The following is a 26,140-nucleotide window of genomic DNA, read 5'->3' as shown; positions in this document are numbered from 1 at the left end:
TCCTGAGCATATCGTTTTACGGTTAGAATATGAAACAACACTACCGCGTCCGGCTTCTGGTGAGTTGGTGCAGTCTGCTGCTGGCATTAGTGGCCTTCCGGCCAGCTCTGGCCCAGGCTCCCGCGCCCTTCGGCAACGAGTGGATTGTGCCCAGCCAGCAGTACTATAAGATTCAGGTGCTGAAGGACGGGCTCTATCGCCTCGATCAGCAATATCTGACGCAGGCCGGCATCAGCGGCGTGAACCCGCAGCGGATTCAGTTGTGGCGGCGGGGCCGGGAAGTGGCCATATTCGGGGGCGGCAACCAGACCGCGCTGGATGCTACCACTTACTTCGAGTTCTACGGCCAGCGCAACGACGGCAAGCTGGACCAATACCTATACAAAGGAGGCACCGCCACCCAGCCCCACGACCTGTATAGCCTGTATACCGACACCGCCGCGTACTTTCTTACATGGTCGGCTACTGCTAACGGCCGGCGCATGGCCCAACCGACGGTTGCGCCTACAGCCGCGCCCCACCCACACCGGATGGCGCGCGAGCTGGACTTATTCACTTCCAGGATTGCCTATGTAGACGACGCCAGTTTTGTCTACCAACCCTGGGGCGAAGCAGGAGAAGGCTACTTATCTGCTGCGGCTGCGGCAAATGCAGCTCTTACAGATTCCCTCTGGAGCCGTAGTGCCACTGGCCCGCGGCCGGTAGTGGAGGTACTACTGGTAGGAGCGTGGCCCGGGCAACGATCTGTGGACGTGTCCGTCACTATTCCGGGGGGCACTGCCACGCGTTTTCTGGGTACGGCTGCGCTAACAAACTATGGAAAGCAACGGCTGCGCCTGCCATTGCAGGATGCAGATATAGATGCCAGTGGAAGAGTGAACCTTGTGTTTACTGCCACTGGCTCCCCTGCAGGAAACAACAACAGATTCAGAGTAGCATATGCCCGCTACATGTATGCGCAAACCAGCCGCTGGTTTGCGGGCCGCAAGCACATACAATTTGCCAACGACTCCACCCTTACCGGCCCGGCTTATTATACCCTAGATTCCATTCCGGCGACTGTCGCTGGTTTTGACGTAACGGACCCCTATAATGCGCAACGGATAGCAGGAACTAGCTTGGGCGGTCAGCGGCGGGGCTACGTATTTCCGGATGCCAGCAATCGGACTCGGACGCTACTCCTCGCCGATGAAGCAGTGGCCTCCTTGCCCCGGCCAGCTAAGCCGGTTCGTTTCCGAACCCTGAATGCGGCCAACTCCAACTTCCTCATCGTTAGCAGCAAGATTTTGATGCGTCCGGTGGGAGGGGTGAATCCTGTGCGGGCCTACGCCGACTACCGGGCCTCCACGGCCGGCGGCCGCTACGACACGGTAGTGGTGACGGCTGAGCAGCTCTGCAATCAATTTCACTACGGTGAGAGGTCAGTGGACCAGGTGCGCAACTATGTGCGGTGGGAACTGGCCAACTCGCCGGCAGCTCAAACCAACTACCTGCTGCTACTAGGCAAAGGATTAATAGTAGGGGAGGCTTTCCGCAACGGCAGCAACTTCGAAATTGACCTGATACCCTCCAGCACGCGAAGCGGTTCGGATAATTTTCTGTCGGCTGACTGGGAAAACAACAGCTATGTGCCCCGTATGCCCACCGGGCGCTTATCGGCTACCAATCCGCAGGACGTAATCAACTATCTGGACAAACTCAAAACGCATGAAGCGTTAGGGCCGGAGCCGTGGCGCAAGAATATCTTGCATCTGGCAGGAGGTAAGGACGTGGATGAGTACGCAGAGTTTGAGGGCTACGTCGACAAATACAAACGGCTGGCCGAACGCCCGCTGTTTGGCGGAAAAGTGGTTAACACTTACCGGCGGGGGCAGTCTGGCGGCAGCAACCTACCCGTCAATATCACTATTGCGCCCGAGGTAAATGCAGGTGTTTCGCTCGTGACCTATTTTGGGCACGGTTCTACTACCACTTTCGACCTGAATTTTGGCGACCCATCGGAACCGGGTAAAGGCTACAACAACCCCGGCAAATACCCAGTATTTCTTCTCAATGGTTGCGCTGCTAATGCCGTGGACCGGCGGAACTACTCAAAAGTGGTTTCCGAAAACTGGATTTTTTCGGCTAACAAAGGCGCAATAGGCTTTATGGCCGCTTCCGATGAGGCCTTTGCCTACGACCTAGACGCCTTTAGCACCGAATTTTACAAAGTTGCCTTCAACGAGCCTGCGTGGTATGGCAAGCCCATTTCGGTGCTACAAGCAGAAGCGGCGCGCCGTATGGTGGCCTCTGTAGGGCAGTCATCTTCAATTGCGCTGAGCCAGATGACGGTGTGGCTCGGCGACCCGGCGCTGCGGTTCTACTCACCCGAAAAACCCGACTTCATTGCCAATCAGACCGGCAACGTGCAGGTATTGTCTAACAATACCGGCCCGCTGCAGGCGGCTTCTCCCGACCTGAAGGTGGTGGTGAACGTGAAGAATCCCGGCAAAATCACCTACGATTCGCTCGATATCCGGGTGACGCGGCGCTACCCGGCTACCAGCACAGGCACCCGCACGCCGGACGTGTTTACCTATACCGTGCGGCAGGCCTGGCGCGACACAACGTACGCTTTCGTGCTGCCTAATTCGGGTAACGTGTTCGGGGAAAACTGCTTTGAAGTAGCCCTCGACTACCGCATGCGGATAGACGAGCTGAGTGAAACCAACAACGTGGGGCAGGCCTGCTTCAACTTCCTGCAAGGCGGTGTCACGACGCTCTGGCCGCCGGAGTTTGCCATTGTTCCGGCTACCGGCCTGCGGCTAGTAGGCCAGACCAACGACCCGCGTGGCGCCTCCCGCGTCTATGAAATGGAACTGGACACGGTACCAACGTTCAACAGCGGCCCGGCTATCAAGCAAACCCGCACCATTACAACGACGCTGCTGCCTGACTGGCGCCCCACGCTACCTGCTCTGGCTGGCCGCGATAGTGTGGTATGGTACTGGCGCCTACGCTTCCAGACACCTGACCCGGCGCTGAACGAAAACGGCGACTGGGCCACCAGCTCGTTCCGCGTGATTCCGGGCAGCCCCGGCGGCTGGTCGCAGAGCCACCACGGCCAGTTCAAGCGCGACCAGCTGACCAACGTAGATGTAGCCGCTCCCTCGGGCCGCTGGAACTTCGCCGATGTAAGCCAGGCCGTGACGATGGTGACACGAGGTGGCGGCACCGGTGCTGCGCCTACTTTCAACCAGATAACCGACGGTATTACGGCGGCCACTTCGCCTTTCGTGGGCAACTGCAGCATTGGAGTCCCGAATATTATTGTGGCCGTATTCAGCGGCCAGACGCTACGGCCCGTGCGCAATGTGGGCGGCGGAACCTACGATTCCTGCGGGCAGGGCAATCTGCGCTTTTACCACTTCGCCTTGTCTGGTACCGACAACATCAACACGCCTGCCCGCCAGGCCCAGTTACAAACACTGCTCACCAACGTACGCCCCGGCGACTATGTGGCGCTGCTGTCGGTGAACAAGGTGAATTTTACCTCGTTCAGTGCTTCGCTAAAAGCTACGCTGACCTCGTTGGGAGCCACCCGCATCAACACCCTGCAGGACAGCGACCCGTATGCGCTGCTGGTGCAGAAAGGCCCCGGTGCCCGCCCCGTGCAGGAGCTCACTGCGGACCCAGCTAGCGCTACACCCCGCGCCAATCAGGTCATCACGCTGAACGGGCAAATTCAGACTCGCGCCGGTAGCGGCACCGTCACGTCTGCCCGCATCGGGCCGGCGCGGCAGTGGCAGAACCTCTTCCATACGGTGCGCACGCCCGATGCTTCCGATGCCTACACGCTGCAGTTGGTGGGCATCGATACGTTGGACGTCGAAACGGTACTGAACCCCAATGTCACCAACCGGAACCTAGCGCTGGCTGGTATTTCGGCCGCCCGGTATCCATATCTGAAGCTGATGCTGACCCTGCGCGACACCGTGAACCGCACGGCTCCGCAGCTGGAGCAGTGGCTCGTGACCTACGAAGGCGTTCCGGAAGGCATTGTACGCCGCGACCTGGCCACACCTGCTACCGCCTACGACGCCGCCACGCTGGCCCGGCAGGCTACCGAAACTGGTGTCATTACGGTACCGGTGGTTTTCCAGAACGTTTCGAACATCAACTTCAGCGGCCCCATGAAAGCCCGCATTACGGTGCGCGACAACACCAGTGCCCGCACGCAGCTAATAGATGTTCCCGGCGGCCCACTGCTGGCCGACAGCCAAGTTAGCTTTGAGGCGAAGCTGAATGTGGTGGGCATGGCCGGCACACTCAGTGGCAACGTCATCGTGAATCCGCGGCCGACTGCGCCGCGCGAGCCTAAGGCCCTGCCCGAGCTATACTACTTCAACAACGAGTTGACGCTGCCTGCCTTCCAGGTAGATGGCCGCAACACGCCGCCGGTGCTGGATGTGGCCTTCGATGGCCAGCACATCCTCAACGGGGACATTGTGTCGCCTTCGCCTACCATTGTGGTGCAGCTCAAGGATGATGACCGGCTGCGGCGCATCAAGGACCAGAGCCACTTCGATTTGCTGCTGACCTCGCCCGGCCAGGCTACGCCGGTTCCTATCAACCTAAATGGAGCTAACGTGCGCTTTGAGTCGGACTCGACGAAAGGCATGGCCCGCCTGACGGTGGAAATGGGACGCGGCCAGCAGGCATTGGACAATGGCACTTACACGCTGGAAGTGCAGGGCCGCGACGCCACCGGCAACGCCGCCGGCTCGGAGCCCTACCGCGTAACGTTTGTGGTCGTGAAAGAGTCCACCATCACCAACATCTATCCCTACCCGAACCCCATCACCAGCAAAGCCCGCTTTGTGTTTACGCTGACCGGCAGCGAGATGCCGCAGAACATGAAGATTCAGATTCTGTCCTTGACGGGCCGGGTGGTGAAGGAAATCATGATGGCGGAGCTGGGGCCGCTGCGCATCGGCAACAACATCACGGAATACGCCTGGGACGGCACCGATGAGTACGGTGACCGGCTGGCTAACGGGACCTATTTGTACCGCGTCATCATGGACGACCCCGGCAACAAGTTCAGCCGCCGCGCCTCCAATGCCGAAGCCGACAGCCGGGCCTTCAAAAAGGACTGGGGCAAGCTGGTAATACTGCGCTAAGAGCGCAGCAGGTTTGTATCGGAAATAGAAAAGGGCCGCCCATGTGGGCGGCCCTTTTTATGGTTATTACTGCTGCTTGACTCAGTAGCTGCCTATCTTCTGCGCAGCGTCATGAAGCTGAAGGCGTAGGCGTGCTTCTCGTCCGGCTCGTGCCGCTCCCGCGACTCTTCGCGCCACTCGGTGTTGTTCAATTCCGGAAACACCACGTCGCCCTCGAAGGTATGATGCACCTCCGTCAGGTAAATAACGTCGGCGGCGGGCAGGGCTTGGCGGTAAATTTCAGCTCCCCCAATGACGAAAACTTCTTCGTCCAGCCGGGCCGCCTGCTCCAGCGCATCGGGCACGGAGTATGCCACCTCGCAGCCCGGCGCTTGCCAGTCGGCCTGGCGGGTGACTACAATGTTAGTGCGGTTGGGCAGCGGCCGGCCGATACTTTCGTATGTGCGGCGGCCCATCACGACGGGGTGGCCCTGGGTAAGGCGCTTGAAGTGTTTCAGGTCGTCGGGCAGGTGCCAGAGCAATTGGTTATCGTTTCCGATGACGTTGTTTTCAGCAATGGCCACTACAAATGCGAGCATTCAATCTGGTTTTATAAAGTGGTAGTAGACTTGACAAGTCTACTCTGGGCCGGGTTGTTTTAGGCAGCTGCTGCGCTAAGTAGTTGCGGGCTCCTAACCAGCGCGGCAAAAGACAGCATAGAGCCTATTCGCCGGACTTCTGTGCCAGTGCTGCTGCATTGAAACCGCGTAGAAACTCCTGCACCGGCATCCGCTTTTTGCCCTCTAACTGCACGTCAAGCAGGTCGAGTAGGCCGGCGGCAGTCTGTACGCGCAGGTAGGTGCGGCCATCGGTGTGCCAAGTGCCGGCACCGCCCGCATCGGGGCCGCTGGCTTCCTCATCGTCGAAGGGTTGGGCTTTGAATACTTTGAGCGTACGGCCGTCGGGCAGTTGGGTGAAGGCCGTAGGAATGGGAGAGAGGCCCCGCACGCGGTTGACCAGCGCCGGCGCCGGTTCGCTGAAATCCAGTCGGCCGGTTTCCTTTTGAATCTTGGGGGCGGCCCGCAACTCGGTGCTTTCCGGCTGGGGCAGGCTAGGGGCCGTGCCGGCCGCAATGGCTTGCACAGTGCGCAGGGCCAGTGCCGCGCCAGCCGTTTTCAGCTTCTCATAGAGCGTCCCGAAATCGTCTTCATCGGCAATAGGCACGATGTCCTGAAAAATAAGGTCGCCGGTATCAATTTCGTGGCGCAGGAAAAAGGACGTGACGCCGGTTTGGGTTTCGCCATGGATGAGGGCCCAGTTGATGGGTGCCGCGCCTCGGTACTGCGGGAGCAGGGAAGCGTGGATATTGATGCTGCCCTGCGGCGGCATGTTCCAGACGGCCTCAGGTAGCATCCGGAATGCTACCACCACCTGTAAATCGGCGGCGTAGCTCTTCAGCTCCGCCTGAAACTCCGGCGACTTGAGGTTGGTGGGCTGCAGCACCGGCAGCCCGTGCCGCACGGCCGCCTGCTTCACTGCCGACTCCGCCAGTTGCCGGCCGCGCCCGGCCGGTTTGTCGGGCGCCGTCACCACGGCCACTACCTGGCAGCCTTCCCAGCTAAGCAACGCGTCCAGCGTGGGCACCGCAAACTCGGGTGTGCCCATGAAAATAATTCGGAGAGGCATACGATATAGTGACGCGAAGTCTAGCTTCGCGAAGCGTGAAACGATGAGTGAGCTGGCTACCCTACGGACTGGTGCGCTATTGTTCAGGATACAGCAGGTACTTCTTACGCATGGCCTTGTACTGGGCTAGCGCCGGCTCCCAGCTCTGCCGGATTTCCTTTTCCGTCTTGCCCGCAACAACCATTTGGCGCACAGTAGATGTGCCGGTCAGCTGCTCGAAGTATTTACCGAAAAACTTGTCCTTGGCAGTGCTTTGCTGGTAGAAATCCAGCAGATACTTCACCGTAAAACCCACGTCGTTGCCGGTCTGGCGCAGGTCGAGGCCGTAGCAGAGCTTGCCGTTCTGGGGCGGTGTGGGCGAGCCGGTATTGGGCTTGGGCGTGAAGCGGAAAGACCGCGTAGTCGGTTGTGTAGGCGCGCCGATAACTTCAAACGGCATGTCGGTGCCGCGGCCCACGCTCACGTCGGTGCCCTCAAACAGGCAGATGGTGGGGTAGAGAATTACCGAATGCGCGTTGGGCAAGTTGGGGGAGGGGCGCACCGGCAACTCGTAGCGGGTGGCGTGGGTATAGCCCGCCACGGGCACTACCGTAAGCTTGCATTGCTTGCCTCCGGCCAGCCATTTCTCGCCGTTTATCATTTGGGCCAGCTCGCCTACCGTGAGGCCGTGCACCACCGGAATAGGGTGCATGCCCACAAACGACTTGTGCTGCGGTTCCAGCACGGGCCCGTCTACGTACCAGCCATTGGGGTTGGGACGGTCCAGAATGATGACTTCCTTGCCCTGTTCGGCGGCGGCCTCCATCACATAGTGCATGGTGCTGATGAAAGTATAAAACCGCACGCCCACATCCTGAATATCGAAAACCAGCACGTCTACATCGGCCAGCATTTCCGGGGTAGGCTTTTTGGTGGCGCCGTAGAGGCTGCGCACCGGCAGGCCGCTACGGGCGTCTTTGCCGTCTTTAATCGTGGCCCCATCGGCGGCTTCGCCCCGGAAACCGTGCTCCGGCCCGAATATCACCTTTACCGGCACGCCCTGCGCCAGCAGCGTATCGACCAGAAAAGCCCGCCCGACCAGCGCGGTCTGGTTCACTACCAGTCCTACGCGCTTGCCTTTCAACTGGGGCAGGTAGCGGCCGAACTGTTGGGCCCCTACTTGCAGCGGCGTGGCGGCCGGAGCGGGCTCAGTGAGCACCTGCGGCGGCGAAACCACTGTGGCTGAGGGAGCCGCACCGGAGGAGGTGGTGGCCGATTGGGCAGGTGGGGTGGCGCTGCAGTTGGCGAGCAACAAAGTGGTACTCAGCAGGCTGGCAAGATTGGCTAGAGGCATCAGGAAACGAAGCTAGGAAACTGATTGTAGACGCGTAGCTTTACGGCAGTGAACGTCTCGCGGTACATATCCCACAAGATTGACGGAGCCGACTCGGGGTCTTTTACCTCGTCGGTGACAAAGATAGCCATCATCAGCATTGCCATGGGCGTTGCCGTGATGATTGTGTCCTTTGCTATCCTCGAAGGATTTCGCAACGAAATCCAGAGTAAGATATTCTCTTTCGGTGCGCATTTGCAGATAAGCAAGTATGACACCAACAACTCGCTGGAAGTAGAGCCGATTGGTGGGCCACGCCTTGTGCAGGACCTGCACCGCTTTCCGCAGGTGCAGACGATTCAGCCTTTCGCCCGCAAAACGGCCATCATCAAAACCAAAGAAGAAGTGCTGGGGGTCGTGCTCAAAGGCATTTCGGAGGAAGATGGCCGCTCACCAATGCGCGAGAATCTGCTGACCGGCAAGTTTCTGAGCTTCCCCGATTCTACGGCCAGCAACGAAATTCTGCTCTCGCGCAAAGTGGCCGATAAGCTCCGGCTCAAAGTCGGCGACGATGCGCTGTTCTACTTCATTCAGAACCCACCACGGGTGCGCAAGTTCACGGTGAAAGGCATCTACCAGACCGGCTTGGACGAGTTTGACGAGGTGTACGTCATTGGCGACATCCGCCAGATTCGGGAGCTGAATGCCTGGCCCGATTCGCTGGTGGGTGGGGTGGAAGTGGTGCTCAAGGACTTCAACCGTCTGGATCCGGTGGCGGAGAACCTCTACGAAAACCTGCGCTACGACCTGAAGCTGGACAAGATAACGGACCAGTATGCGCAGCTCTTCGACTGGTTGCAGCTGCTCAACCGCAATGTTATCATCTTCCTGATCCTGATCATCTTCGTCGCTACCTTCAACATGGTGGCCACTATCTTCATCATGATTCTGGAGCGCACCAATATGATTGGGGTGCTGAAGGCCATTGGCGCTACCGACCGCCAAATCCGGAGCATGTTCTTTTTCCGGGGCCTGAGTCTGACGTTGCGCGGTATGCTGTTTGGCAACTTGGTGGGGCTGGGTTTCTGCGCCCTGCAGTACTACACCCACCTCATTCCTCTCGATCCGGAGAACTACTACATGGACCGGGTGCCGATTTTCTGGGACCCTAATATCATCATCATTCTCAATGCTGCCGTGTTTGCCACCTCGCTGCTGGCAGTACTGATTCCGACGTATCTGATTTCGCGCATCAAGCCCGTTACGGCCATCAAGTTCGACTAAAGGCAACACCTTCATCAACGCACTGGGCGACTGTGCCTCCAGGAAGTACCCCGGAGACGCAGTCGCCCAGTGCGATAGTGAGAGTCTATAGCCATTGGCTCTGCAGAATCAGGTTTGGGTTGGGGCAAAGCGCCGCCCATTTCTCCTGCTCTTCCGGCAGCGCTACGCCGGGAAAGTCGCCACTCAGGCCCAGCATGTCCGCAATTACCTGAAAGTGCAGATGCGGTGGCCAGTCGCCGTTTTCGGGGGCGGGGCCGACTTCCGTAAACGTCTGGCCTTTCTCGATAACCATGCCGGGCCGCAGCAGCGCAGTTTCGCGGCGACTCAGGTGGCCGTACAGCGTGTAGAACGTGTCGCCTTCCAACTGGTGCTGCAGAATAACAGTTGGGCCGTAGTCGCCGAAGTTGTCGTTGTCCTGCACGCTGTGCACGGTAGCATCCAGCGGGGCCAGCACCGGCGTACCAGCCCGTAGCCACACGTCCACGCCCAGGTGCAGGGAGCGGGCCGGTACGGCCGGGTCGCCGAACAGGCCGGGACTGCGGCGGTAGATAACCCGATTTTCGAGGTAGCCGCCCACGCCGATGTGTGCCTCCTTGTTGGCCAACAACTGGGCTACCAGCGCCTCGAAAGCAGCTGTGTCGCGCAAATCAGCGTCGCGGATAAGCGGATTGGCGGCCGTAAAATCGAGGCGCGCTACATCAGGAGCGTTCAGATCGACGGGCAGCACCGGGCCAAATTCGTGCTGATGGCGTTCAAGCAGGTCGGAGAGCATAAGAGAGAGAAAAGACGGAAAAGCAGCCGTGCTGTGAGCATTCCGGCGCGGAGCTGGCAAGAGGGAAAACCACGCGCCGCACAGTACGGTTGGAGTGTAGATAAGCAGGTTCCGATACGCAACGCTGCAGCCCTGTGGCATCGAAATGAGGCCAAACGGCAATATCTTATACGTTGCGTATTCGTAGCGCAAGCTAAGGCTTACGCTGTAGAATCACGTACTTTGCAGCCCTGTTTCCCAGTCCTCAAGACTCCAAGCTCCTACCAATTCTAATGAGCAGTCCATACCTTACGCTTACCGTCGTGGCCCTCACCCAGGAAACCCCCGACGCCGTTACGATTCATCTGGAAGCTCCCGGCCGCCAGACCATTGCCAGTGCCCCGGGCCAGTTCCTGACCCTGATTTTACCCTGCGGACCCGGCGGCAAAAAAGAGCGCCGCGCCTACTCGCTCAGCAGCACGCCCAGTGAAGCACCGCGCCTGTCCGTGACGGTGAAGCGCGTGACGGGGGGGCTCGTGAGTAACTATCTGCTTGATACCGTTCGCGTAGGGCAGCAGCTGGAGGCCATGGCCCCGCTCGGCAACTTCACGCTCAGCACCAACCCTAGTACAGCTCGCTCCCTGGTGCTGGTCGGTGCTGGTTCGGGCATCACCCCGCTGATGAGCATGCTAAAGGCCGCGCTACGTGACGAGCCCCGTAGCCAGGTGCTGCTCGTGTATGGCAACCGCAACGAGGAATCAGTGATTTTTGCTGAGCAGCTTCGGCAGTTGGAAGCCCAAAGCGGCGGCCGCCTGCAGATAGAGCATGTCTATAGCCAGCCCACTGGCCCGGTAGCCGCTCACCAGCATACCGGCCGCCTCAACCGTACCATGCTGCTGCGTATTCTGGAGCAGCGCCACCAGATGCCGCCTGTCCAGGCCGAATACTTCCTGTGCGGCCCTGATGGCATGATGGCCGAAGCCAAATCGGCGCTGGAGTTGCTGGGAGTGCCCGAAAGCCGCATCCGTCGCGAGAGTTTTGTGGCTGCCGCCGACACGCAGGAAGCCGCTGCTGCCCAGCCCAACGGCCATGGCGACGTGTCGGACGCCGACGATGACGGCCAGATTGTAACGCGCACCGTAACCGTTAATTATGAGGGCACGGAGTACCAGTTTGAGGTGAAGCCCAGCCAGACCATTCTGGAAGCCGCCCTCGACCTAGACATTGACCTGCCGTACTCGTGCCAGGCTGGCTTGTGCACCGCCTGCCGTGGCAAGTGCCTCTCGGGTAAAGTCCATCTGGATGAACGGGAAGGACTTTCCGACTCGGAAATGAAGCAGGGCTACGTACTAGTCTGTGTGGGCCACCCGCTGACCCGCGACGTCGTTATTGAAATTGACTAACTGAACGAAAGAAGGCGTTCTGGTCTTATGTAGCAACAGCAATGCCTGCCGCAGGGCATTGGGCCAGCATAGCGTACGGTGTCACTCAGCTCACAAAAGATGCGGCATCGCGCCCGACATTTCCTCGTATCTTCTTCCTTATGACAACGAATTCCCTCGATCTGCCGGTGGCATCCGCTACCGATACGCAGCGCCCGCCCCGGCACTATTTGCCCGAAGAGTTTACCGTAACGGACTGGACAACTCTGGAGCCCTTCTTTATTGAGCTGCGCGACCGGTCTATTGCCTCTGGTCCGGAGTTGGAGCGCTGGCTGCTCGACCGTTCGGAACTGGAATCGGTGCTGAGCGAGGACCTCGCCTGGCGCTATATCCGCATGACCTGCGACACACAGGACGAGCAGCGGAGCACGGCATTTCAGTTTTTTGTCAGCGAGATTGAGCCCAACATAGCCCCCTACGACCACGCGCTGAACGAGAAAATGATGGCGTCGGAGTTTTTGCCGGAGCTAGACCAGGAGAAGTACCGCGTGTTTCTGCGCTCGGTGCGGCAGGCGCTGGAAATCTACCGGGCCGAAAATATTCCGCTCAAAACCGACATCAGCACCAAGCAGCAGCAATATGCTGCTATTGCTGGCGCCATGACCGTGACTTTGGATGGCGAGGAAATGACGCTGCCCCGCGCTGCCGACCGGCTTAAAAACACCGACCGCGCCGTGCGGGAAGAGGCCTACCGCGCCATTCAGGCCCGCCGCCTCCGCGACGCCGAGCCGCTGGACTCGCTTTACACCGAGCTGATTGGCCTACGCCACCAGATGGCATTAAATGCCGATTTTCCCAACTTCCGCGACTATATGTTTGCGGCGCTGGGCCGCTTCGACTATACCCCGCAGGACTGCCGCAATTTCCACCAGGCCATCCGCGAAACCGTCGTGCCGCTGATTGATGACCTGGACCTGGAGCGCCGCCAGGATCTGGCGCTGGCCGAGCTGCGCCCCTGGGACCTGGACGTAGATGTAAGCGGCAAAGCACCCATGCGGCCGTTTGAAACAGGGGCGGAGCTGCTGGAGAAAACCATCGACGTGTTTCAGCGCCTCGACCCATACCTCGGCGACTGCCTGCGCACCATGCGCCAGATGGGCCACCTCGATCTGGAAAGCCGCAAGGGCAAAGCGCCCGGCGGCTACAACTACCCGCTTGATGAAACCGGCGTGCCGTTCATTTTCATGAATGCCACCAGTTCCCTGCGCGACGTCGTGACGATGCTGCATGAGGGTGGCCACGCCGTACACTCCTTCCTGACCCGCAACCTGCCGCTGGGTGCCGACAAGCACCCGCCATCCGAAGTGGCGGAGCTGGCCTCCATGAGCATGGAGCTGATGAGCATGGACCACTGGGACGTGTTTTTTACGGACGCCGACGAGCTGCGCCGCGCCAAGAAAACCCACCTGGAAAGCGTGCTGGAAACCTTCCCCTGGGTGGCCACCATCGACAAGTTTCAGCACTGGGTATACGAAAATCCGGAACACACCGAGGAGCAGCGCCACCAGCAGTGGCAGCAGATTTTCGACGAGTTCAACCAACGGACCGTGAGCTGGAAAGGGCTGGAAGGCTTCAAGCCGTACCTATGGCAGAAGCAGTTGCACCTCTATGAGGTGCCCTTCTACTACATTGAGTATGCTATGGCACAGCTTGGGGCCATTGCGGTGTGGCGCAACTACCGCCAGAATCCGCAGGAAGGCCTCGCCGCGTACAAGCGCGCGTTGGCGCTGGGCTACACCGCACCCATCGGCGACATCTACGCCGCTGCCGGCATCCGCTTCGATTTCAGCACCAGCTACTTGCGTACCCTCGCCGACTTCGTACGCGACGAAATGGCGAAGCTGTAGCAGAAAAATGTAAAGAAAGCGGCCGGAGTATTCCCGTCGCATCGAAAAAGGGATTCTATAGCAAAAGACCAGCTACATACGTGGCTGGTCTTTTTTTGAACCCGGCGGCAAGACAACTTTGCTTACTATTCCTGCTTCCACAACTTATCCAAAGCAGGGTCACCCATATCACTGGGCGGTAGGTATATGCTTTGAGCCGTTGGTGTCGGCGTTTCCGAACCGTCGCTCAGCAGAAGTGGCTCGCCGGGCAATCCTTGAAACACCGGAACATCCTGCTGAGCTAATTGCTCGGCAGGATGTTCGTCGGGGGTAAGATGCGCTATTTAGCCGCCGGGTACCAGTTGCGCAGCCGAACGTCGATTTTCTTATTGGCCGCACGCACGGTTTTCTGAAAGGCCGCCACGTCGCTCAGGCCGCTTTGGCCGCGGTAGTGGTAGGGGTACACGATGCCGGGCTTGAAGGCCAGCACGCCCTGCGCCGCCTGCTGCACATCCATAGTGTAAGGGAGATTCATGCACACGAATGCCACGTCGATGTTCTTGAGGGCGCGCATTTCTGCTGTGTCTTCGGTATCGCCGGAGATGTATACATTTTTGCCTCCCAGGTTCAGTCTGTAGCCGTTGCCGCGGCCTTTGGGGTGCATGGCGTCTGCCGCTTCGGGCAGGTTATACATCGGAATGGCCGAAACGCTCATGCCCAGCGTGTCGAGTTGCTGGCCGTTACGCAGGATGCGTGCCTGCGTTTTGTACTCTGCCGGGAGCTTCTCGGCCACGGCCTGGGGCACGATCATCAGCGCTTTGCCCACAGCAAGGCCCGCCAGTGTTTTGGTGTCCAGATGGTCGCCGTGGATGTCGGTAATCAGAATCACATCGGGCGCGGCCAGCCCGGCATAGGCTTCCGCGCCGCCGTAGGGGTCCACGTAAATGGTTTGGCCATTCCACGTCAGCACTACGCTGCCGTGCGTGATGGGCTGCACCGTAAGCGGCCCCTTTTTGGTCGTAATCTGGTCGGCGGGCACACGCGGCGCGGTAGCGGGAGTGGCAGTTTGGGCCTGCGTCTGAACCGCAAAAGCAGCCAGCACGGCAGTGAGGGCAAAAGTAAGCTTCATCTGTTTGGGTTTCGGTGGGGTAAGAATCAGGAGTCTGGTTGCGGAGGGGGGAGCAGGGGCGTTGTCGAAGCAGCGCCTCTTCTCAAAAACCGCAACCATAACCGGGCCGCCCGCCACAAGTTCAGGCCAGAGAAAACGGCGGCCGGCAGGAAACATAGAGCCCGTATAGTAGTATGCCGCGGCTTCTGCTGATGCTGCCCCGCGGCAGCCACAAGTGTCACGGCGCTACTCTAGCTAGCGGCCCGCCTGCCATGAGGTTGGGCGTGTCTGATTGGCAAGGCTCCTAAAACGTAAAAAAGCGGCCGGAATATTCCGGTCGCCTTTTCCACAACCAACTCAACCATACAAAATGCGGCGCAATGCGCCGTATCCGGGGCGGTTTCACTAAAGAGTTGTAGATGAATAGTTAGGTTGCATGGGTCTCAAATTTCCTTTCCCTTTGAATTCGCACAAAGCTAAAAATCCCCACTGCACAGGTTGTAGTGGGGATTTTTTTGGTGATGTGAATCTATCCGCTATTCCTGTAGCTCAAACAGCGGCAGCGGCGCGAGCTGCTTGTACTTACCTCCTAGGCTTTGCAATTCACTCTGGTGCAGCAGCAGATAGTTGTTGAACTGCTTGGCGGCGCGGTCATATTGCACGCGGTAGCCTACCACCTGCCCGTCGTACTCGCCGATGGTGTCGAAGGTATTCCGGACCGTCGTGTTAGGGGAGCCTGGTCCGGTTGCCGTTAGGATTCCGCGCAGCGAAGTCAGCAGCGAGTCCTGCGCCATATCATACTGGTCTATCTGGGTCGACTGCATGGTAAGCTGCTGATAGCGGCGGGCCTTGAGGCGACTGTTGGCGCGGCTGAGCTGCTGTAGCTGCTCTTTGTTGGCCGTAGGGTTGCGTTCCAGCTCACTTAGTATCTGGGCAGTAGCAACAATTTTGGCGTCGTCGCTGGCCATCATCTGGGTCCAACGGGTGTCTACGGAGTCGCGCAGCACATCCAGTTGCGCTCTGGCAGCAGTAGCAGAAGCCGGGTCGAGGGGTTTGGGAGTACGGTTGCAGGCAGTGAGGACAGCAGCCAGCAGAAGAGCCAGCCAAAGCGTGTGTTTCATAGGGCTAAATAAGTGTCGAACAGACAAGCTATGAGCAGAGGAGGTTCCGGAATACTGACAACCAGCCAACAAATATGCAGGCTGTAACCGGATTCGTATGCCAACCGGATAACGGCATTTGTGCTATTTCCGCATGATAAGGCTACGGGCCGGAAAAACGACGCAGACTACACTTACCACGTGCTGTATGCCTCCGCCAAGGACAAGAAGCTGCTGGTCGTAAAGAAATTCTAACATGGTTGCATCTCGGTCGGCGCTGATAATCAGTATGCTTACAGCAATATAGGGCAACCCCTTTATCATTTGGTAACGTATAAAGCCCGGCCAAAGTCCTTATCTTTGAGGCCGGTTCAGTCAAACATTCACTTCCCCCTTACATGAAAAAGAATTACTTACTGGTGTCGGCGCTGCTGCTGGCGGCTGCTACTTCCCGTGGCCAGGGCACCGAATTGTTTCTCTCGGAGTACAACGAAGGAGCTCACCAGTCGGGCCTGAGCTACAATGGCGGCGTTTCCAACTCAACCGGCAACGAGCGGGCAGTGGAGATTTTCAACCCTACCACGGCAGCTGTTAACCTGAATGCCTACTCCATCCGTCGTTACTCCAACGGCAGCACTACCCCAGTGGACGAGGAGCGTCTGATGCGCACAACGGGCGCTAACACGCTGAACTCGGCCGCTGCTTTCGTGTACGCTAATGGCGAGGCCACTCTCACGGACCTCACCACCAAAGCCAACCAGCGCGGTGCTACCCCTTACAACACCAACGGAGCCAACTACATCAGCCAGGGCGGTGCCCCAACCGGCAACGTAACCTACTTCAACGGCGACGACGCTCTGGGTCTGGTACGCTGGACGGGCGGCACGGCTGGCGTTGGCACGGCAGTATTGGTGGATATTTTTGGTGTAATCGGCAACCAGCCGCTGCCATCGGGTGGCGGTACGGGCACGGGCCAGTGGAGCGGTACCAACCCCGCTGATGCTCCTGTTATCGTGAACGGTGTGAGCGTACAGCCTTTGGTAGCTTCGGCCAACCAGTCGCTGATGCGTCGGGCGTCGGTTTCGTCGGGCATTCGTGTCAATCCAGCCGTTGCTTCTTACAATATTGCCGACCAGTGGGAAGCGTATAGCTTTGCTTTCCCTCCCGGAGGCACCTCCAACCCCGCTGGCCAGAGCTACTCGCGCCTCGGTGAGCACAACGACTACACTGGCCCTTTCGGCACCTACGGTCCGTTGAAAGTTCTGGAGAAATTCAACAACGGCATCAGCGTGTATCCGAACCCCGCTAGCGGCTCGGCTACCATCGAGTTGAAAGATGTAAAAGTGGGTTCTATTGTCGTGCTCAACGGCCTTGGCCAGCGCATCTCAGCTCAGCCGCAGGGCTTGGCTTCCGAGAAAATTACCCTCGACATCTCGGGCCTGAAAGCCGGTCTGTACTTCGTACAGTTCGTGTCGAAGGATGGTCAGACTACGCTCTACAAAGAGCTGATGGTGAAGTAAACGACTGACAAAATCGGAGGCGTCATCTGTATTTCGCTTCTGCATTGTCTACCTGAAAGGCCGCTTCCACTGAGAAGCGGCCTTTTTGTTTATACATTCTACTGCAAGCCACGCCAACCGTAGCAGCGGGGCTCAGGCGCAGTTACGTACCTTTGCTTGCTGTAGCCGCATCTGTTTTTGCACAGTGCAGGCAGACCCGGCTACCCGATTTTTTCAACTCACTGATCTTATGAGCGACGTCACTCCTCTCGATGAAGTAGGCGAATTCGGCTTGATCCGCCGTATTCAGGATACTGTACAACTCAACCAACCCAGCACCATCCTTGGCATCGGCGACGACGCGGCTATTCTGGCTCCAGCAGCCGGGCAGGAGCTGGTTATCAGCACCGATTTGCTGGTGGAAGGCGTGCATTTCGACCTCACGTTCTGCCCCCTCAAGCACCTGGGCTACAAGGCTGTGGCCGTGAATGTGTCGGATGTGGCGGCCATGAATGCCCTGCCCACCCAGATTGTAGTGGCGCTGAGCGTGCCGTCGCGCTTCTCAGTAGAAGCAGTAGAGGAACTCTACGAAGGTATTCGGCTGGCCTGCGAAGCCTATAACGTGGACCTAGTAGGTGGCGACACCACCGGCAGCCGCTCGGGCCTCACAATTGGCATCACGGCGCTGGGCCAGGTGGAGGCCGGTAAAGCCGTGCGCCGCAGCGGAGCCGGCCCCAACGACCTGCTTTGCGTCACCGGCGACCTGGGCGGGGCCTATTTGGGCCTGCAGGTGCTGGAGCGCGAAAAACAAGCCTGGCAGGCTGACCCCGAAACCCAGCCCGAACTGGATAAATATCCCTACGTTCTGCAGCGCCAGCTCCGCCCCGAGGCCCGCATGGACGTGGTGCACGAGCTGCGCGACCTGGGCATGGTGCCCACCAGCATGATTGATATTTCCGACGGGCTGGCTTCCGAAGTGCTGCACCTATGCCAGGCCAGCGGGACCGGTGCACGCATCTTCACCGAAAACCTGCCTATTGCCAACCCCACGCTGGAAGTGGCCGAGGAATTCAACCTCGACCCCATTATGTGCATGCTCAACGGCGGCGAGGACTACGAGCTGCTCTTCACCGTCCCGCTCTCCGCCCACGACAAAATCAAGAACCACCCCGATATCACCATCATCGGCCACATGGTAGCCAAGAGCGAAGGCACCAATCTCATCACCAAAGCCGGCCAGCCCATCCCGCTGCGGGTCCAGGGGTTCAACCATTTCTGAACCGTGGCTTAGCTCAACCAACGAAATTGCAGTTAGTCAAAGTAGTGTCGTTTTGAGACTGTCGTGCGCTTTGAACTAATAGTAAAGGAGGGAATGAATTTGTATCTATCTGAAATTGATATTTCGGATGGATATTATATTGAGCCAAGCGGATTTTATTCGTAACAGCTAGTTGATGCATGGGAACAGGCTGAAAAGCAAGCAGAATCTATTGGTGCATGGCACGTGCTAATTAGCTGGAATTTATATCAAGCGCTGCATGATGTAGCGAGGACGCATTTCAGAAATAATGTTTTCTGTTTGCGCATGGTAGATATCAAGTCTGAATCAATAAGAAAATACTTAGAGCAGCACCTTGACGAACCTGAGTATAAGGATATATTGTTACTCTATGAGCACTAAAAAGGGCTTGCCAGAAGGCAAGCCCTTTTTAGTGCTCATACTCTGTGGATCAGTCCTCGGGGTAGGGGATGTAGACGAAGTTGGTGAACTCCTCGTCGAGCACGAACAGGCAGCAGTACTCGTTCGGGTCGCGGTAGGTGCTTTGGAAGGCTTCGATGCCGTCCTGGCCCACGATGCCTTGCTGCACGAACAGCTCCAGGTAGCTGGCGAAGACGTGCCACTCCAGGTTCAGCTCGTCGGCGTTGATGAGCAGGCCGCCCAGCGGCACCTCCTGGCGGGCAAATACGAAGATGGGGTACTTGGAAATATCCCGCTTGCGAATCTGCGAGGAAGCTTCGCTCAGCGTATCGGAAACGGTAGCAAAGTCCTTGGTGATGGTGCCGAGGTACTTGCCGTTCAGTTCGGGGTCGTTGGTGTAGTCCATGTGTCCTTATTCAGTTTGGGTAGGTTTCCACAATAGGCGAAATGATATTCCAAAGGCAAACCCATTAATAGCAGACAGTATCATCAGTACCTGGGTAACTGTGGTAGCGGATACAGAAGCCTCTCTAAAAATGATAGAAAAGAAAGTGAGGGTAAACATTGCTAAGCCGTAAAGGCTCGTCAAAAATCCAAATGAAATAGTGTTTATCCTCAAGGCTAATAGCTTGATGTATTTTCTTGGTAACTGGATGCAGATAACGTTGAAAGCTAAGCTGGTAAACCAAGTAACTGTAGCAAGGAATAATGCTCCTCGTATATCCGAAAATAGGCTTGTCTGGCTATCGATAAGCATACATGCAAACGCTGCAAGTTGCATTGCTGCCCAACCGATAACGAAAGCAGTAATGGAAGCAAGGCTGTAGCTCTGCACGACGTTTCGACTTTTTACCAAACAGGACTGCCTACCGCAACTCCAGCAGCACCACATTCTCCACGTGGTGGGTATGGGGGAACATATCCACGGGCTGCACTTTCACCACTTTATACGCTTCGTCCAGCAGCTCCAGGTCGCGGGCCTGGGTGCCGGGGTTGCAGCTGACGTAGACGATGCGGGGGGCGCGCATTTCGAGGAGGCGGGCCACTACGTCGGGGTGCATGCCGGCGCGGGGCGGGTCGGTGATGACGACGTCGGGGCGGCCGTGCTTCTGGATGAACTCGGCGTTGAGCACGTCCTTCATGTCGCCGGCGTAGAACTCGGTGTTGGTGGTGCCGTTGATTTCGGAGTTGATGTAGGCGTCCTTCACGGCCGATTCCACATACTCCACGCCCACAACGTGTTTCGCCTGGCGGGCCACGAAGTTGGCGATGGTGCCGGCCCCGGTGTAGAGGTCATACACCAGCTCCGAGCCGGTGAGCTGGGCGAAGTCGCGGGTGATTTTGTAGAGGTTGAAGGCCCCCTCGGAGTTGGTCTGGTAGAAGGATTTCGGGCCGACGCGGAAGCGCAGGCCTTCCATTTCCTCGTGAATGTGCGGCTCGCCCTTGTAGCACACCACCTCCAGGTCGTGGAAGGTTTCGTTGCCCTTGTCGTTGAGCACGTAGTTGAGGGAGGTGATTTGCGGGAACCGCTCGTGCAGGAAATCCAGCAGCGGAAACAGCGCGTCATGGGCGTAGTAGCACTGCAGAATCACCATCAGGTCGCCGGTGTTGGCCGTGCGGATGATGAGGTTGCGCAGAAAGCCTTCCTGGGTCACGAGGTTGTTGAAGGGCAGGTCGTGCTCCAGGGCGTAGTCGCGCACGGCCAGCCGGATCTGGTTGCTGGGGTCGGGCTGCAGCCAGCAGTGGTTGATGTCAAGAATCTTATCGAAGCGGCCGGGGGTGTGGAAGCCCAGCACGCGCCGCTCGTAGTTGTGGCCGCTGGCAATCTGCTCGTTGGTGAGCCAGCCGTTGTGGCTGAAGGTGTACTCCAGCTTGTTGCGGTAGTAGGTCTGGTCGGGCGAGGCCTGAATCGGCAGGATTTCGGGCAGGGCCACCTTGCCGATACGCTGCAGGGTGTCGGCCACCTGCTGGTGCTTGAATTTGAGCTGGGTTTCGTAGCCCAGGTGCTGCCACTTGCAGCCGCCGCAGGTACCGAAATGCTCGCAGAACGGCTGCACGCGCAGCTCGGAATACTTGTGGAAGTGCGTGGGCACGGCCTCCAGGAAGTTCTTCTTGGCCTTGGTCACGCGCAGGTCCACCACGTCGCCGGGGGCCACTTGCGTCACAAAGATGACCAGGTTCTCGCGGCGTACCAAGCACTTGCCCTCGGCCACCATGTCGGTAATTTCGACTTCGCGGAGCAGCTCCGCCGGGATGTTTTTAACGGATTTTCTCACCGGACAAAGATAACCACGGATTTAGACGGATTCATCGGATTGCACGGATTCTGTGGACGACAGCCCGGCAGTCGTGTCGGAAGGTCCGGAGGTCGTGTCGAAAGGCCCGGAGGTCGTGTCGATGGGCCCGGGAGTCGTGTCGGAGCTGAGGCAAATAAAAAAGGCGCTTCTGATGAAGCGCCTTTTTCAGGTCAAACGAGGCAGAATCGGCTACAAAATCCGACTAATCCGTCAAATCCGCTGTAATCCGTGGTCCTATTTCACCACCTCAAACCAGCCTTTGTACGACTTGCCGCCGGGTAGCTCCAGCAGGTAGTAGTAGACGCCGGCCGAGGCATTGGCCCCGTCGTAGGTGTTGCGGTAGTCGGTGGTTTTGTAGACTTCCTTGCCCCAGCGGTTGAAGATGGACAGCTTGCTGCCGCTGTACAGCTCCACGTTCTTGATGATAAACTGGTCGTTGAGGCCGTCGTTGTTGGGCGTCACGACGTTGTAGAAGACCAGGTCGTTGGTGAAGTTGATGCAGGCTTCGTTGGAGTTGGAGCGCAGCGTGCCCGGCCCTACGGCCTCCACGCGGAAGCACTGGTCGAAGCCGGCGCTGCCCGTGGAGAGCTGTACGCTGGTGCCGCTGGCCCCCACCGTTTGTACCAGCTCAGCGGCTCCGCCGGCCGTGCGGCGGTAGATGCGGTAGAGCTGCACCGGAAAGCCTTGGTACGGGTTCCAGGTCACGGTTACTTTGCCTTCGTCGCGGCCGGGGCCGCCTTCCACAGCCGTGGCCTGCGCCCGGATGGTGGTGTGCGCCACGCTAAAGAGCTGGGTGCCGCAGGAGTTGGTGAGCAGCAGCTGGTACTCGTAGATGTTGGCATCGGCATCCACGCCGGTGTCGGTGAAGGAGGTGCTGGTATTGGCCACATTGCCTACGGGCTGGAAAGGGTTGCCGCTGCCCGGTATGCGCCGCCGGATGCTGATCTGGCTGGTGTTGTTGGCGTTGTTGAGCGCCTGCAGGTTCAGGTTGATTTTGCGGTCATCCTGCGCATCTACGGAGGCCACAAACAGCGTCACGTTGGTATTGTCGGGGCGCACGGTGAAGGTGGCGGCGCAGTTGGCGCTGGCCGTATCGACCACGGAAATAGTAGCGTTGGTGCTGCCGGCCGGGAAATCAACCCGGATGGTGCCCGTGCGCTGCCCGCTTACAATGGTGCCGCCCGTGACGGTCCAGCGGTAGCCCAGTAGCAACGACGAAGGCCCGATGGTGTAGCTCAGGCCGGTGCGGTTTTCGGGACAGTAGTTGGCCGGGCCGGTAATGACCAGGGGCGGCACTACGTTCACGGTAGTAGAGTAGAGCGGGCCCGAGCAGCCGCTGGTATTGGTTTCGCGCACCGTGACGGTGTAGGCACCTGCCGTGGTAGCCGTTACGGGCAGCGAATTGGTGGTGGGGGGCTGCGGTGTGCCGTTCAGGGTCCAGGCGTAGGTGGAGCCGGTGGCGCCGGGCAGCGAGAAGGTGAGCGGGCCCTGGCTGACGCAGGCACGGTTGGGGCCAGCCACTAGCAGGTTGGTAGCGGGCGAGGGCAGCACGTTCACGTAGAGCGTGTCGCTCTGGCCCAGGCAGCGGCCACCGGCCGGGTTGCTGGATTCCGTCACAACGAGCTTGGCCCGGCCGGGCTGGGTGAAGTTCACCTGCACCGTGTTCTGGCTGGAGCTGACCTGCGTGCCGCCGATAATCTGCCAGCCGTAGGTAGAGCCGTTGGTGAGTTGGGTCTGGTACGTGAACGGACCGTTGGCGAGGCACACGGTGAGCGGACCAGTGGGCCGCTGGGTTACGAGCTGCTGATTTACGCGCACCGGGAACACCACCGTGTCGGAGGAGCAGCCGAGGCTATTAACCTGGAAGGCTTTCACGCTGGCCGTGGGAGTGGCCGTACCCCAGTTGACGGTGATGGCCGCCGTGCCCTGGCCGCTGGCCAGCGTGCCGCCCGTCACGATCCACTGATAGGAAGTGCCGCGCGGGCTGCGGATGCTGTAGGCAATGCCCTGCACCGTGGGGCACACCGAAGCGGCTCCCTGAATGCTGTCCAGGAGCGGCCGCGGATTCACGGTGATACGCACCGTGTCGCGGCCGATGCAGTTCTGGGACGTATTGGCCGTCACGACATAGGTCAGGGTGAGCGGCGTTTGGGTGGTATTGACGGCCGTGAATACCGGGCGGGCCGTGGTGGCGCTGCTCAGGTTGGTAGCCGGGCTCCACTGGTAGCTGTAGCCGGTGAGGGCCGTGCTGCCGAGCGTAATGGTTTTCCGGTCGCAGAGTACACTGTCGGCACCCGCGTTGACTATCGGGGCCGGATTGACGGTTACGCGTACAGTGCCGGTGCTTATGCAGTTTTGGTCCGTGGAGGCCGTGAGGGTGTAGTTGAATGTTTGCGGAGCGCCGGTGGTGTTGGTGAGCGTGAGCGTGGGGTTAGCGGCTGTAGCGTTGCTCAGGCCGGTAGCGGGGCTCCAGGAGTAGCTGTAGCCCGCTAGCGCAGCCGCACCCAGCGTGGTGGTTTCGCCGGAACACACGTCACGGTTGAGGCCGGCGTTGGCCACGGCCGCCGGATTGACGGCAATGCGCACCGTGTCTTGGTTCACACAGTTGGTGCCGTTGGTAGCCGTCAGGATGTACGTGAATACCTGCTGGGCGCTGGTAGTGTTGGTGAGCGTGAGCGTGGGGTTGGCGGCGGTGGCGCTGCTCAGGCCGGTAGCGGGGCTCCAGGAGTAGCTGTAGCCGGTCAGCGAAGCCGCGCCAATGGAGGTGGCTATGCCCGAGCAGACCGTACGGTTGAGGCCTGCGTCGGCCACGGCTGCCGGATTCACCGTCACTCGCACCGAATCACGCGCCACGCAGCCCTGGGCCGTGGTAGCCGTTACATAATACGTGTAGGCTTGCGGGGTAGACGTGGTGTTGGTCAGGACCAGGACCGGCTGGGCGGCCGAGGTGTTACTCAGGCCGTTGGCGGGGCTCCAGGAATAGGTGTAGCCCGTCAGGGAGGTGGTGCCCAGCGTGGTGGGTATGCCGGAGCAGGTGGCGGTAGTAGTAGGGCCGGCATCGGCTACGGCGGCCGGATTTACGGTCACTGTCACCTGGCGCGTAGTGGTGCAGATGCCATCCGAGGTGGAGACACTGTAGGTTGTGGTAGCGGCGGGGCTAACCGTGATGGTGCTGCCGGTGAAGGTCTGGCCGGTGCTGGACGTCCATTGGTAGGTGGTGCCGCCGGTGGCGGTGAGGGTGGTAGAAGCACCGGGGCAGATGGCCGCGTTGGTAGGCGTTACGGCCAAGGCACCGGCCGGCCGCACGTCAATCGTGCGCACCACCGAGTCGGTGGGGCAGCCGAATGCCGAAATACCGCGCAATACCACGCGGCCGGCACCCGTGCCGTTCCAGAGTACCTGCACCGTGTTGCCGGTGCTGGCGCCCTGAATCACGCCGCCCGTGACGCTCCACTGGTAGGCCGTAGCCGAAGGGCCGCCCGCCGAATAGGTGCGAGCCACTGCCCGGTCGCAGATGATAGAGTCGCCGCTGATGCGGTTCGGGCCAACGGCTTTGGTTACCAGAATCTGAAACACGTCGGCCACGGTTTTGGAGCCGCAGGCTACGTCGGAAGCTGTAATAACTACGTCGTAGGGGGTGGCGCGGCCATTGCCGCACTGGCTGTTGAACACGAACTGGCCGCTTACGCTGCCGGTACCCTGCACCGTGGCGCTGCCCGTGGGCGCGCCCGGCAGCACCGTGCCCTGGCTGCCGCCAAACGTGGCGTTGAACGGACCGCTGCCATCGAGCAGCACGCTGTTAGCCCGCAAATTAATGGGGTTGCCATCAGGGTCGGTAGCGGCCAGGCCGAAGCTCACCGACTGGCCTTCCTCCACCGTGAAGAGGCGCGGCTGTGACGTAGTGGCCGGCGTGAACTGCGGCGAGTTGTTGGGTGAGCAGGTGCGCGACACCAGCTGGATTTCGCGCCGGGTGGAGCCAATCAGCACTTCCGTGCCGTTGATGGTTCGGTATTCCTTTACTTCCACGGCCACTACATAGCGGCCTACCCGCGACGTGGCGTAGCGGCTGATGCCGTTGCTGGCGTTGAGAAAGGCGTAGTTGCCGGCCCCCGTACCGAACGGGTTGGTGGCCGAATAGCCGCCGATGGTAGCGTACGTAACGGGGTTGGGCGGCGGCATGAACGAGGGAGCCGCCCCCTGGTTGCCGTTATACGGCGTACTGAACGAGTAAATCAGCCGGTCACCGTCGGGGTCCACGGCGTTGTTTACCAGAATGCTGGTGTCGCCCTGGCAGATAACTACTACAGCCGTATCCGAGAAGGTAGGGGATGAGTTGGGCAGCAGCGGCGGCGCCATTTCCACATACAGCGTCTGGTTCTGGTTGCTAGGGTTCTGCAGGTTGTCGATGTTGAAATTGCGCGTACCGTCGGTGTACACGGCGTAATAGCCATCAAACGATACCGGCAGGTTCACAATGGCCTCGTAGCGGGCCAGGCGCACGGGCGGCACCGAGCCGGCCGGAATGCTGCAGCCACCCGGCTGCGGTGGCGTGATGCTGGGGTTGGAAATGCGCGGCAGCCGGAACGTGCCGGCCGGCTGCTGGTCATTCTGAATCGGGTTTTGCAGCGTAGGGCAGCTGATCTGAGTGCAGGGGAAGCTGTTGGAACCCTGGTTGCTGATAATGCGCTGGCCCGTGGTCTTGTTATACAGATTCAGGAAGATGTTGCAGCGGCCATCGGGCACGTTCGACTGCGTAGCCGACGAGCCACCGCCCGATGGGGGGCACTCCCAGTTGAGGTAGATAAACACCGTGATGCGGTAGCGGAAGGGCGTACCTACCGGGCCGTTGGCGTCGAGATATTCGTATTTCATCTCGCCGCCCAGCAGGTGGGAAGCCATTGCTGGCCCCGGGCGCAGCCCCGTCAGCAACAGCAGCAGAAATATCGCGCGGAGTAAAGTTTGGCGCATAGAAAGAGAGTGGGAAGGGAGAAAGAA

At 59.3% G+C, this 26,140-nt stretch carries 15 protein-coding genes; 6 read left to right on the top strand and 9 right to left on the bottom strand.

Translation table 11 applies throughout. The features are described 5' to 3' along the window. Positions 1 to 29: 29 nt before the first annotated feature. Positions 30 to 5,162, top strand: a complete 5,133-nt coding sequence (gene porU2 / locus IC231_RS14885) for a putative type IX secretion system sortase PorU2 (RefSeq protein WP_190785291.1) — start codon at positions 30 to 32, stop codon at positions 5,160 to 5,162. A 92-nt stretch (positions 5,163 to 5,254) separates the two neighbouring features. On the opposite strand, the gene IC231_RS14880 is transcribed toward porU2, so the two are convergent. From IC231_RS14880 to IC231_RS14870, 3 genes are all read right to left on the bottom strand, one after another. Continuing rightward, the gene (locus tag IC231_RS14880; RefSeq protein ID WP_190785290.1) at positions 5,255 to 5,740 is read right to left on the bottom strand and encodes a dihydrofolate reductase; all 486 of its coding nucleotides are present in this window, start codon (positions 5,738 to 5,740) and stop codon (positions 5,255 to 5,257) included. 124 nt (positions 5,741 to 5,864) lie between these two features. Then, positions 5,865 to 6,827: a methionyl-tRNA formyltransferase gene (fmt, locus tag IC231_RS14875; RefSeq protein WP_190785289.1), complete on the bottom strand. Its 963-nt coding sequence runs from the start codon at positions 6,825 to 6,827 to the stop codon at positions 5,865 to 5,867. A gap of 76 nt (positions 6,828 to 6,903) precedes the next feature. Further along, positions 6,904 to 8,160: an exo-beta-N-acetylmuramidase NamZ family protein gene (locus tag IC231_RS14870; protein WP_190785288.1), complete on the bottom strand. Its 1,257-nt coding sequence runs from the start codon at positions 8,158 to 8,160 to the stop codon at positions 6,904 to 6,906. A gap of 114 nt (positions 8,161 to 8,274) precedes the next feature. Between IC231_RS14870 and IC231_RS20375 the strand changes: the two genes are divergently transcribed. Then, a complete protein-coding gene (locus tag IC231_RS20375; RefSeq protein ID WP_211539090.1) occupies positions 8,275 to 9,423 on the top strand; it encodes an ABC transporter permease in 1,149 nt (382 codons plus the stop codon). 85 nt (positions 9,424 to 9,508) lie between these two features. Here IC231_RS20375 and IC231_RS14860 read toward each other — a convergent pair whose 3' ends face one another. Further along, the gene (locus tag IC231_RS14860) at positions 9,509 to 10,195 is read right to left on the bottom strand and encodes a peptidoglycan DD-metalloendopeptidase family protein (RefSeq protein WP_190785286.1); all 687 of its coding nucleotides are present in this window, start codon (positions 10,193 to 10,195) and stop codon (positions 9,509 to 9,511) included. Positions 10,196 to 10,467: 272 nt separating this feature from the next. Between IC231_RS14860 and IC231_RS14855 the strand changes: the two genes are divergently transcribed. Both IC231_RS14855 and IC231_RS14850 read left to right on the top strand, forming a co-directional pair. Continuing rightward, a complete protein-coding gene (locus IC231_RS14855; protein WP_190785285.1) occupies positions 10,468 to 11,577 on the top strand; it encodes a ferredoxin--NADP reductase in 1,110 nt (369 codons plus the stop codon). A gap of 140 nt (positions 11,578 to 11,717) precedes the next feature. After that, positions 11,718 to 13,463: a M3 family oligoendopeptidase gene (locus IC231_RS14850; RefSeq protein ID WP_190785284.1), complete on the top strand. Its 1,746-nt coding sequence runs from the start codon at positions 11,718 to 11,720 to the stop codon at positions 13,461 to 13,463. 319 nt (positions 13,464 to 13,782) lie between these two features. Here IC231_RS14850 and IC231_RS14845 read toward each other — a convergent pair whose 3' ends face one another. Beyond that, positions 13,783 to 14,571: an MBL fold metallo-hydrolase gene (locus IC231_RS14845; protein ID WP_190785283.1), complete on the bottom strand. Its 789-nt coding sequence runs from the start codon at positions 14,569 to 14,571 to the stop codon at positions 13,783 to 13,785. A 515-nt stretch (positions 14,572 to 15,086) separates the two neighbouring features. Continuing rightward, entirely contained in the window at positions 15,087 to 15,671 is a 585-nt protein-coding gene (locus IC231_RS14840; protein WP_190785282.1) for a hypothetical protein, read from the bottom strand. Between the two features lie 377 nt (positions 15,672 to 16,048). On the opposite strand from IC231_RS14840, the gene IC231_RS14835 reads away from it, so the two are divergent. Beyond that, positions 16,049 to 17,170 (top strand): T9SS type A sorting domain-containing protein, encoded by a 1,122-nt coding sequence (locus IC231_RS14835; RefSeq protein ID WP_190785281.1) that lies wholly within the window; start codon positions 16,049 to 16,051, stop codon positions 17,168 to 17,170. A 229-nt stretch (positions 17,171 to 17,399) separates the two neighbouring features. After that, the gene (thiL, locus tag IC231_RS14830; RefSeq protein WP_190785280.1) at positions 17,400 to 18,428 is read left to right on the top strand and encodes a thiamine-phosphate kinase; all 1,029 of its coding nucleotides are present in this window, start codon (positions 17,400 to 17,402) and stop codon (positions 18,426 to 18,428) included. 451 nt (positions 18,429 to 18,879) lie between these two features. On the opposite strand, the gene IC231_RS14825 is transcribed toward thiL, so the two are convergent. The 3 genes from IC231_RS14825 to IC231_RS14815 all read right to left on the bottom strand — a co-directional run bounded on the left by IC231_RS14825 (position 18,880) and on the right by IC231_RS14815 (position 26,113). After that, entirely contained in the window at positions 18,880 to 19,254 is a 375-nt protein-coding gene (locus tag IC231_RS14825; protein ID WP_190785279.1) for a hypothetical protein, read from the bottom strand. Between the two features lie 460 nt (positions 19,255 to 19,714). Further along, a complete protein-coding gene (gene rlmD, locus IC231_RS14820) occupies positions 19,715 to 21,124 on the bottom strand; it encodes a 23S rRNA (uracil(1939)-C(5))-methyltransferase RlmD (protein ID WP_190785278.1) in 1,410 nt (469 codons plus the stop codon). A 255-nt stretch (positions 21,125 to 21,379) separates the two neighbouring features. Further along, complete coding sequence (locus tag IC231_RS14815; RefSeq protein ID WP_190785277.1) at positions 21,380 to 26,113, bottom strand: gliding motility-associated C-terminal domain-containing protein; 4,734 nt, start codon at positions 26,111 to 26,113, stop codon at positions 21,380 to 21,382. Positions 26,114 to 26,140 lie beyond the last annotated feature (27 nt).

Origin of the sequence: Hymenobacter duratus (assembly GCF_014698995.1) — a bacterium.
GTDB lineage: Bacteria > Bacteroidota > Bacteroidia > Cytophagales > Hymenobacteraceae > Hymenobacter > Hymenobacter duratus.
This window is presented reverse-complemented; position numbering and strand designations above follow the sequence as displayed.

Coding starts and splice junctions, on each gene's coding strand:
- thiL (WP_190785280.1), top strand. CDS start 17,400: ATGAGCGACGTCACTCCTCTCGATGAAGTAGGCGAATTCGGCTTGATC.
- IC231_RS14835 (WP_190785281.1), top strand. CDS start 16,049: ATGAAAAAGAATTACTTACTGGTGTCGGCGCTGCTGCTGGCGGCTGCT.
- IC231_RS14880 (WP_190785290.1), bottom strand. CDS start 5,740: ATGCTCGCATTTGTAGTGGCCATTGCTGAAAACAACGTCATCGGAAAC.
- IC231_RS14870 (WP_190785288.1), bottom strand. CDS start 8,160: ATGCCTCTAGCCAATCTTGCCAGCCTGCTGAGTACCACTTTGTTGCTC.
- IC231_RS14840 (WP_190785282.1), bottom strand. CDS start 15,671: ATGAAACACACGCTTTGGCTGGCTCTTCTGCTGGCTGCTGTCCTCACT.
- IC231_RS14825 (WP_190785279.1), bottom strand. CDS start 19,254: ATGGACTACACCAACGACCCCGAACTGAACGGCAAGTACCTCGGCACC.
- porU2 (WP_190785291.1), top strand. CDS start 30: ATGAAACAACACTACCGCGTCCGGCTTCTGGTGAGTTGGTGCAGTCTG.
- fmt (WP_190785289.1), bottom strand. CDS start 6,827: ATGCCTCTCCGAATTATTTTCATGGGCACACCCGAGTTTGCGGTGCCC.
- IC231_RS14850 (WP_190785284.1), top strand. CDS start 11,718: ATGACAACGAATTCCCTCGATCTGCCGGTGGCATCCGCTACCGATACG.
- IC231_RS14855 (WP_190785285.1), top strand. CDS start 10,468: ATGAGCAGTCCATACCTTACGCTTACCGTCGTGGCCCTCACCCAGGAA.
- IC231_RS14860 (WP_190785286.1), bottom strand. CDS start 10,195: ATGCTCTCCGACCTGCTTGAACGCCATCAGCACGAATTTGGCCCGGTG.
- IC231_RS14845 (WP_190785283.1), bottom strand. CDS start 14,571: ATGAAGCTTACTTTTGCCCTCACTGCCGTGCTGGCTGCTTTTGCGGTT.
- IC231_RS14815 (WP_190785277.1), bottom strand. CDS start 26,113: ATGCGCCAAACTTTACTCCGCGCGATATTTCTGCTGCTGTTGCTGACG.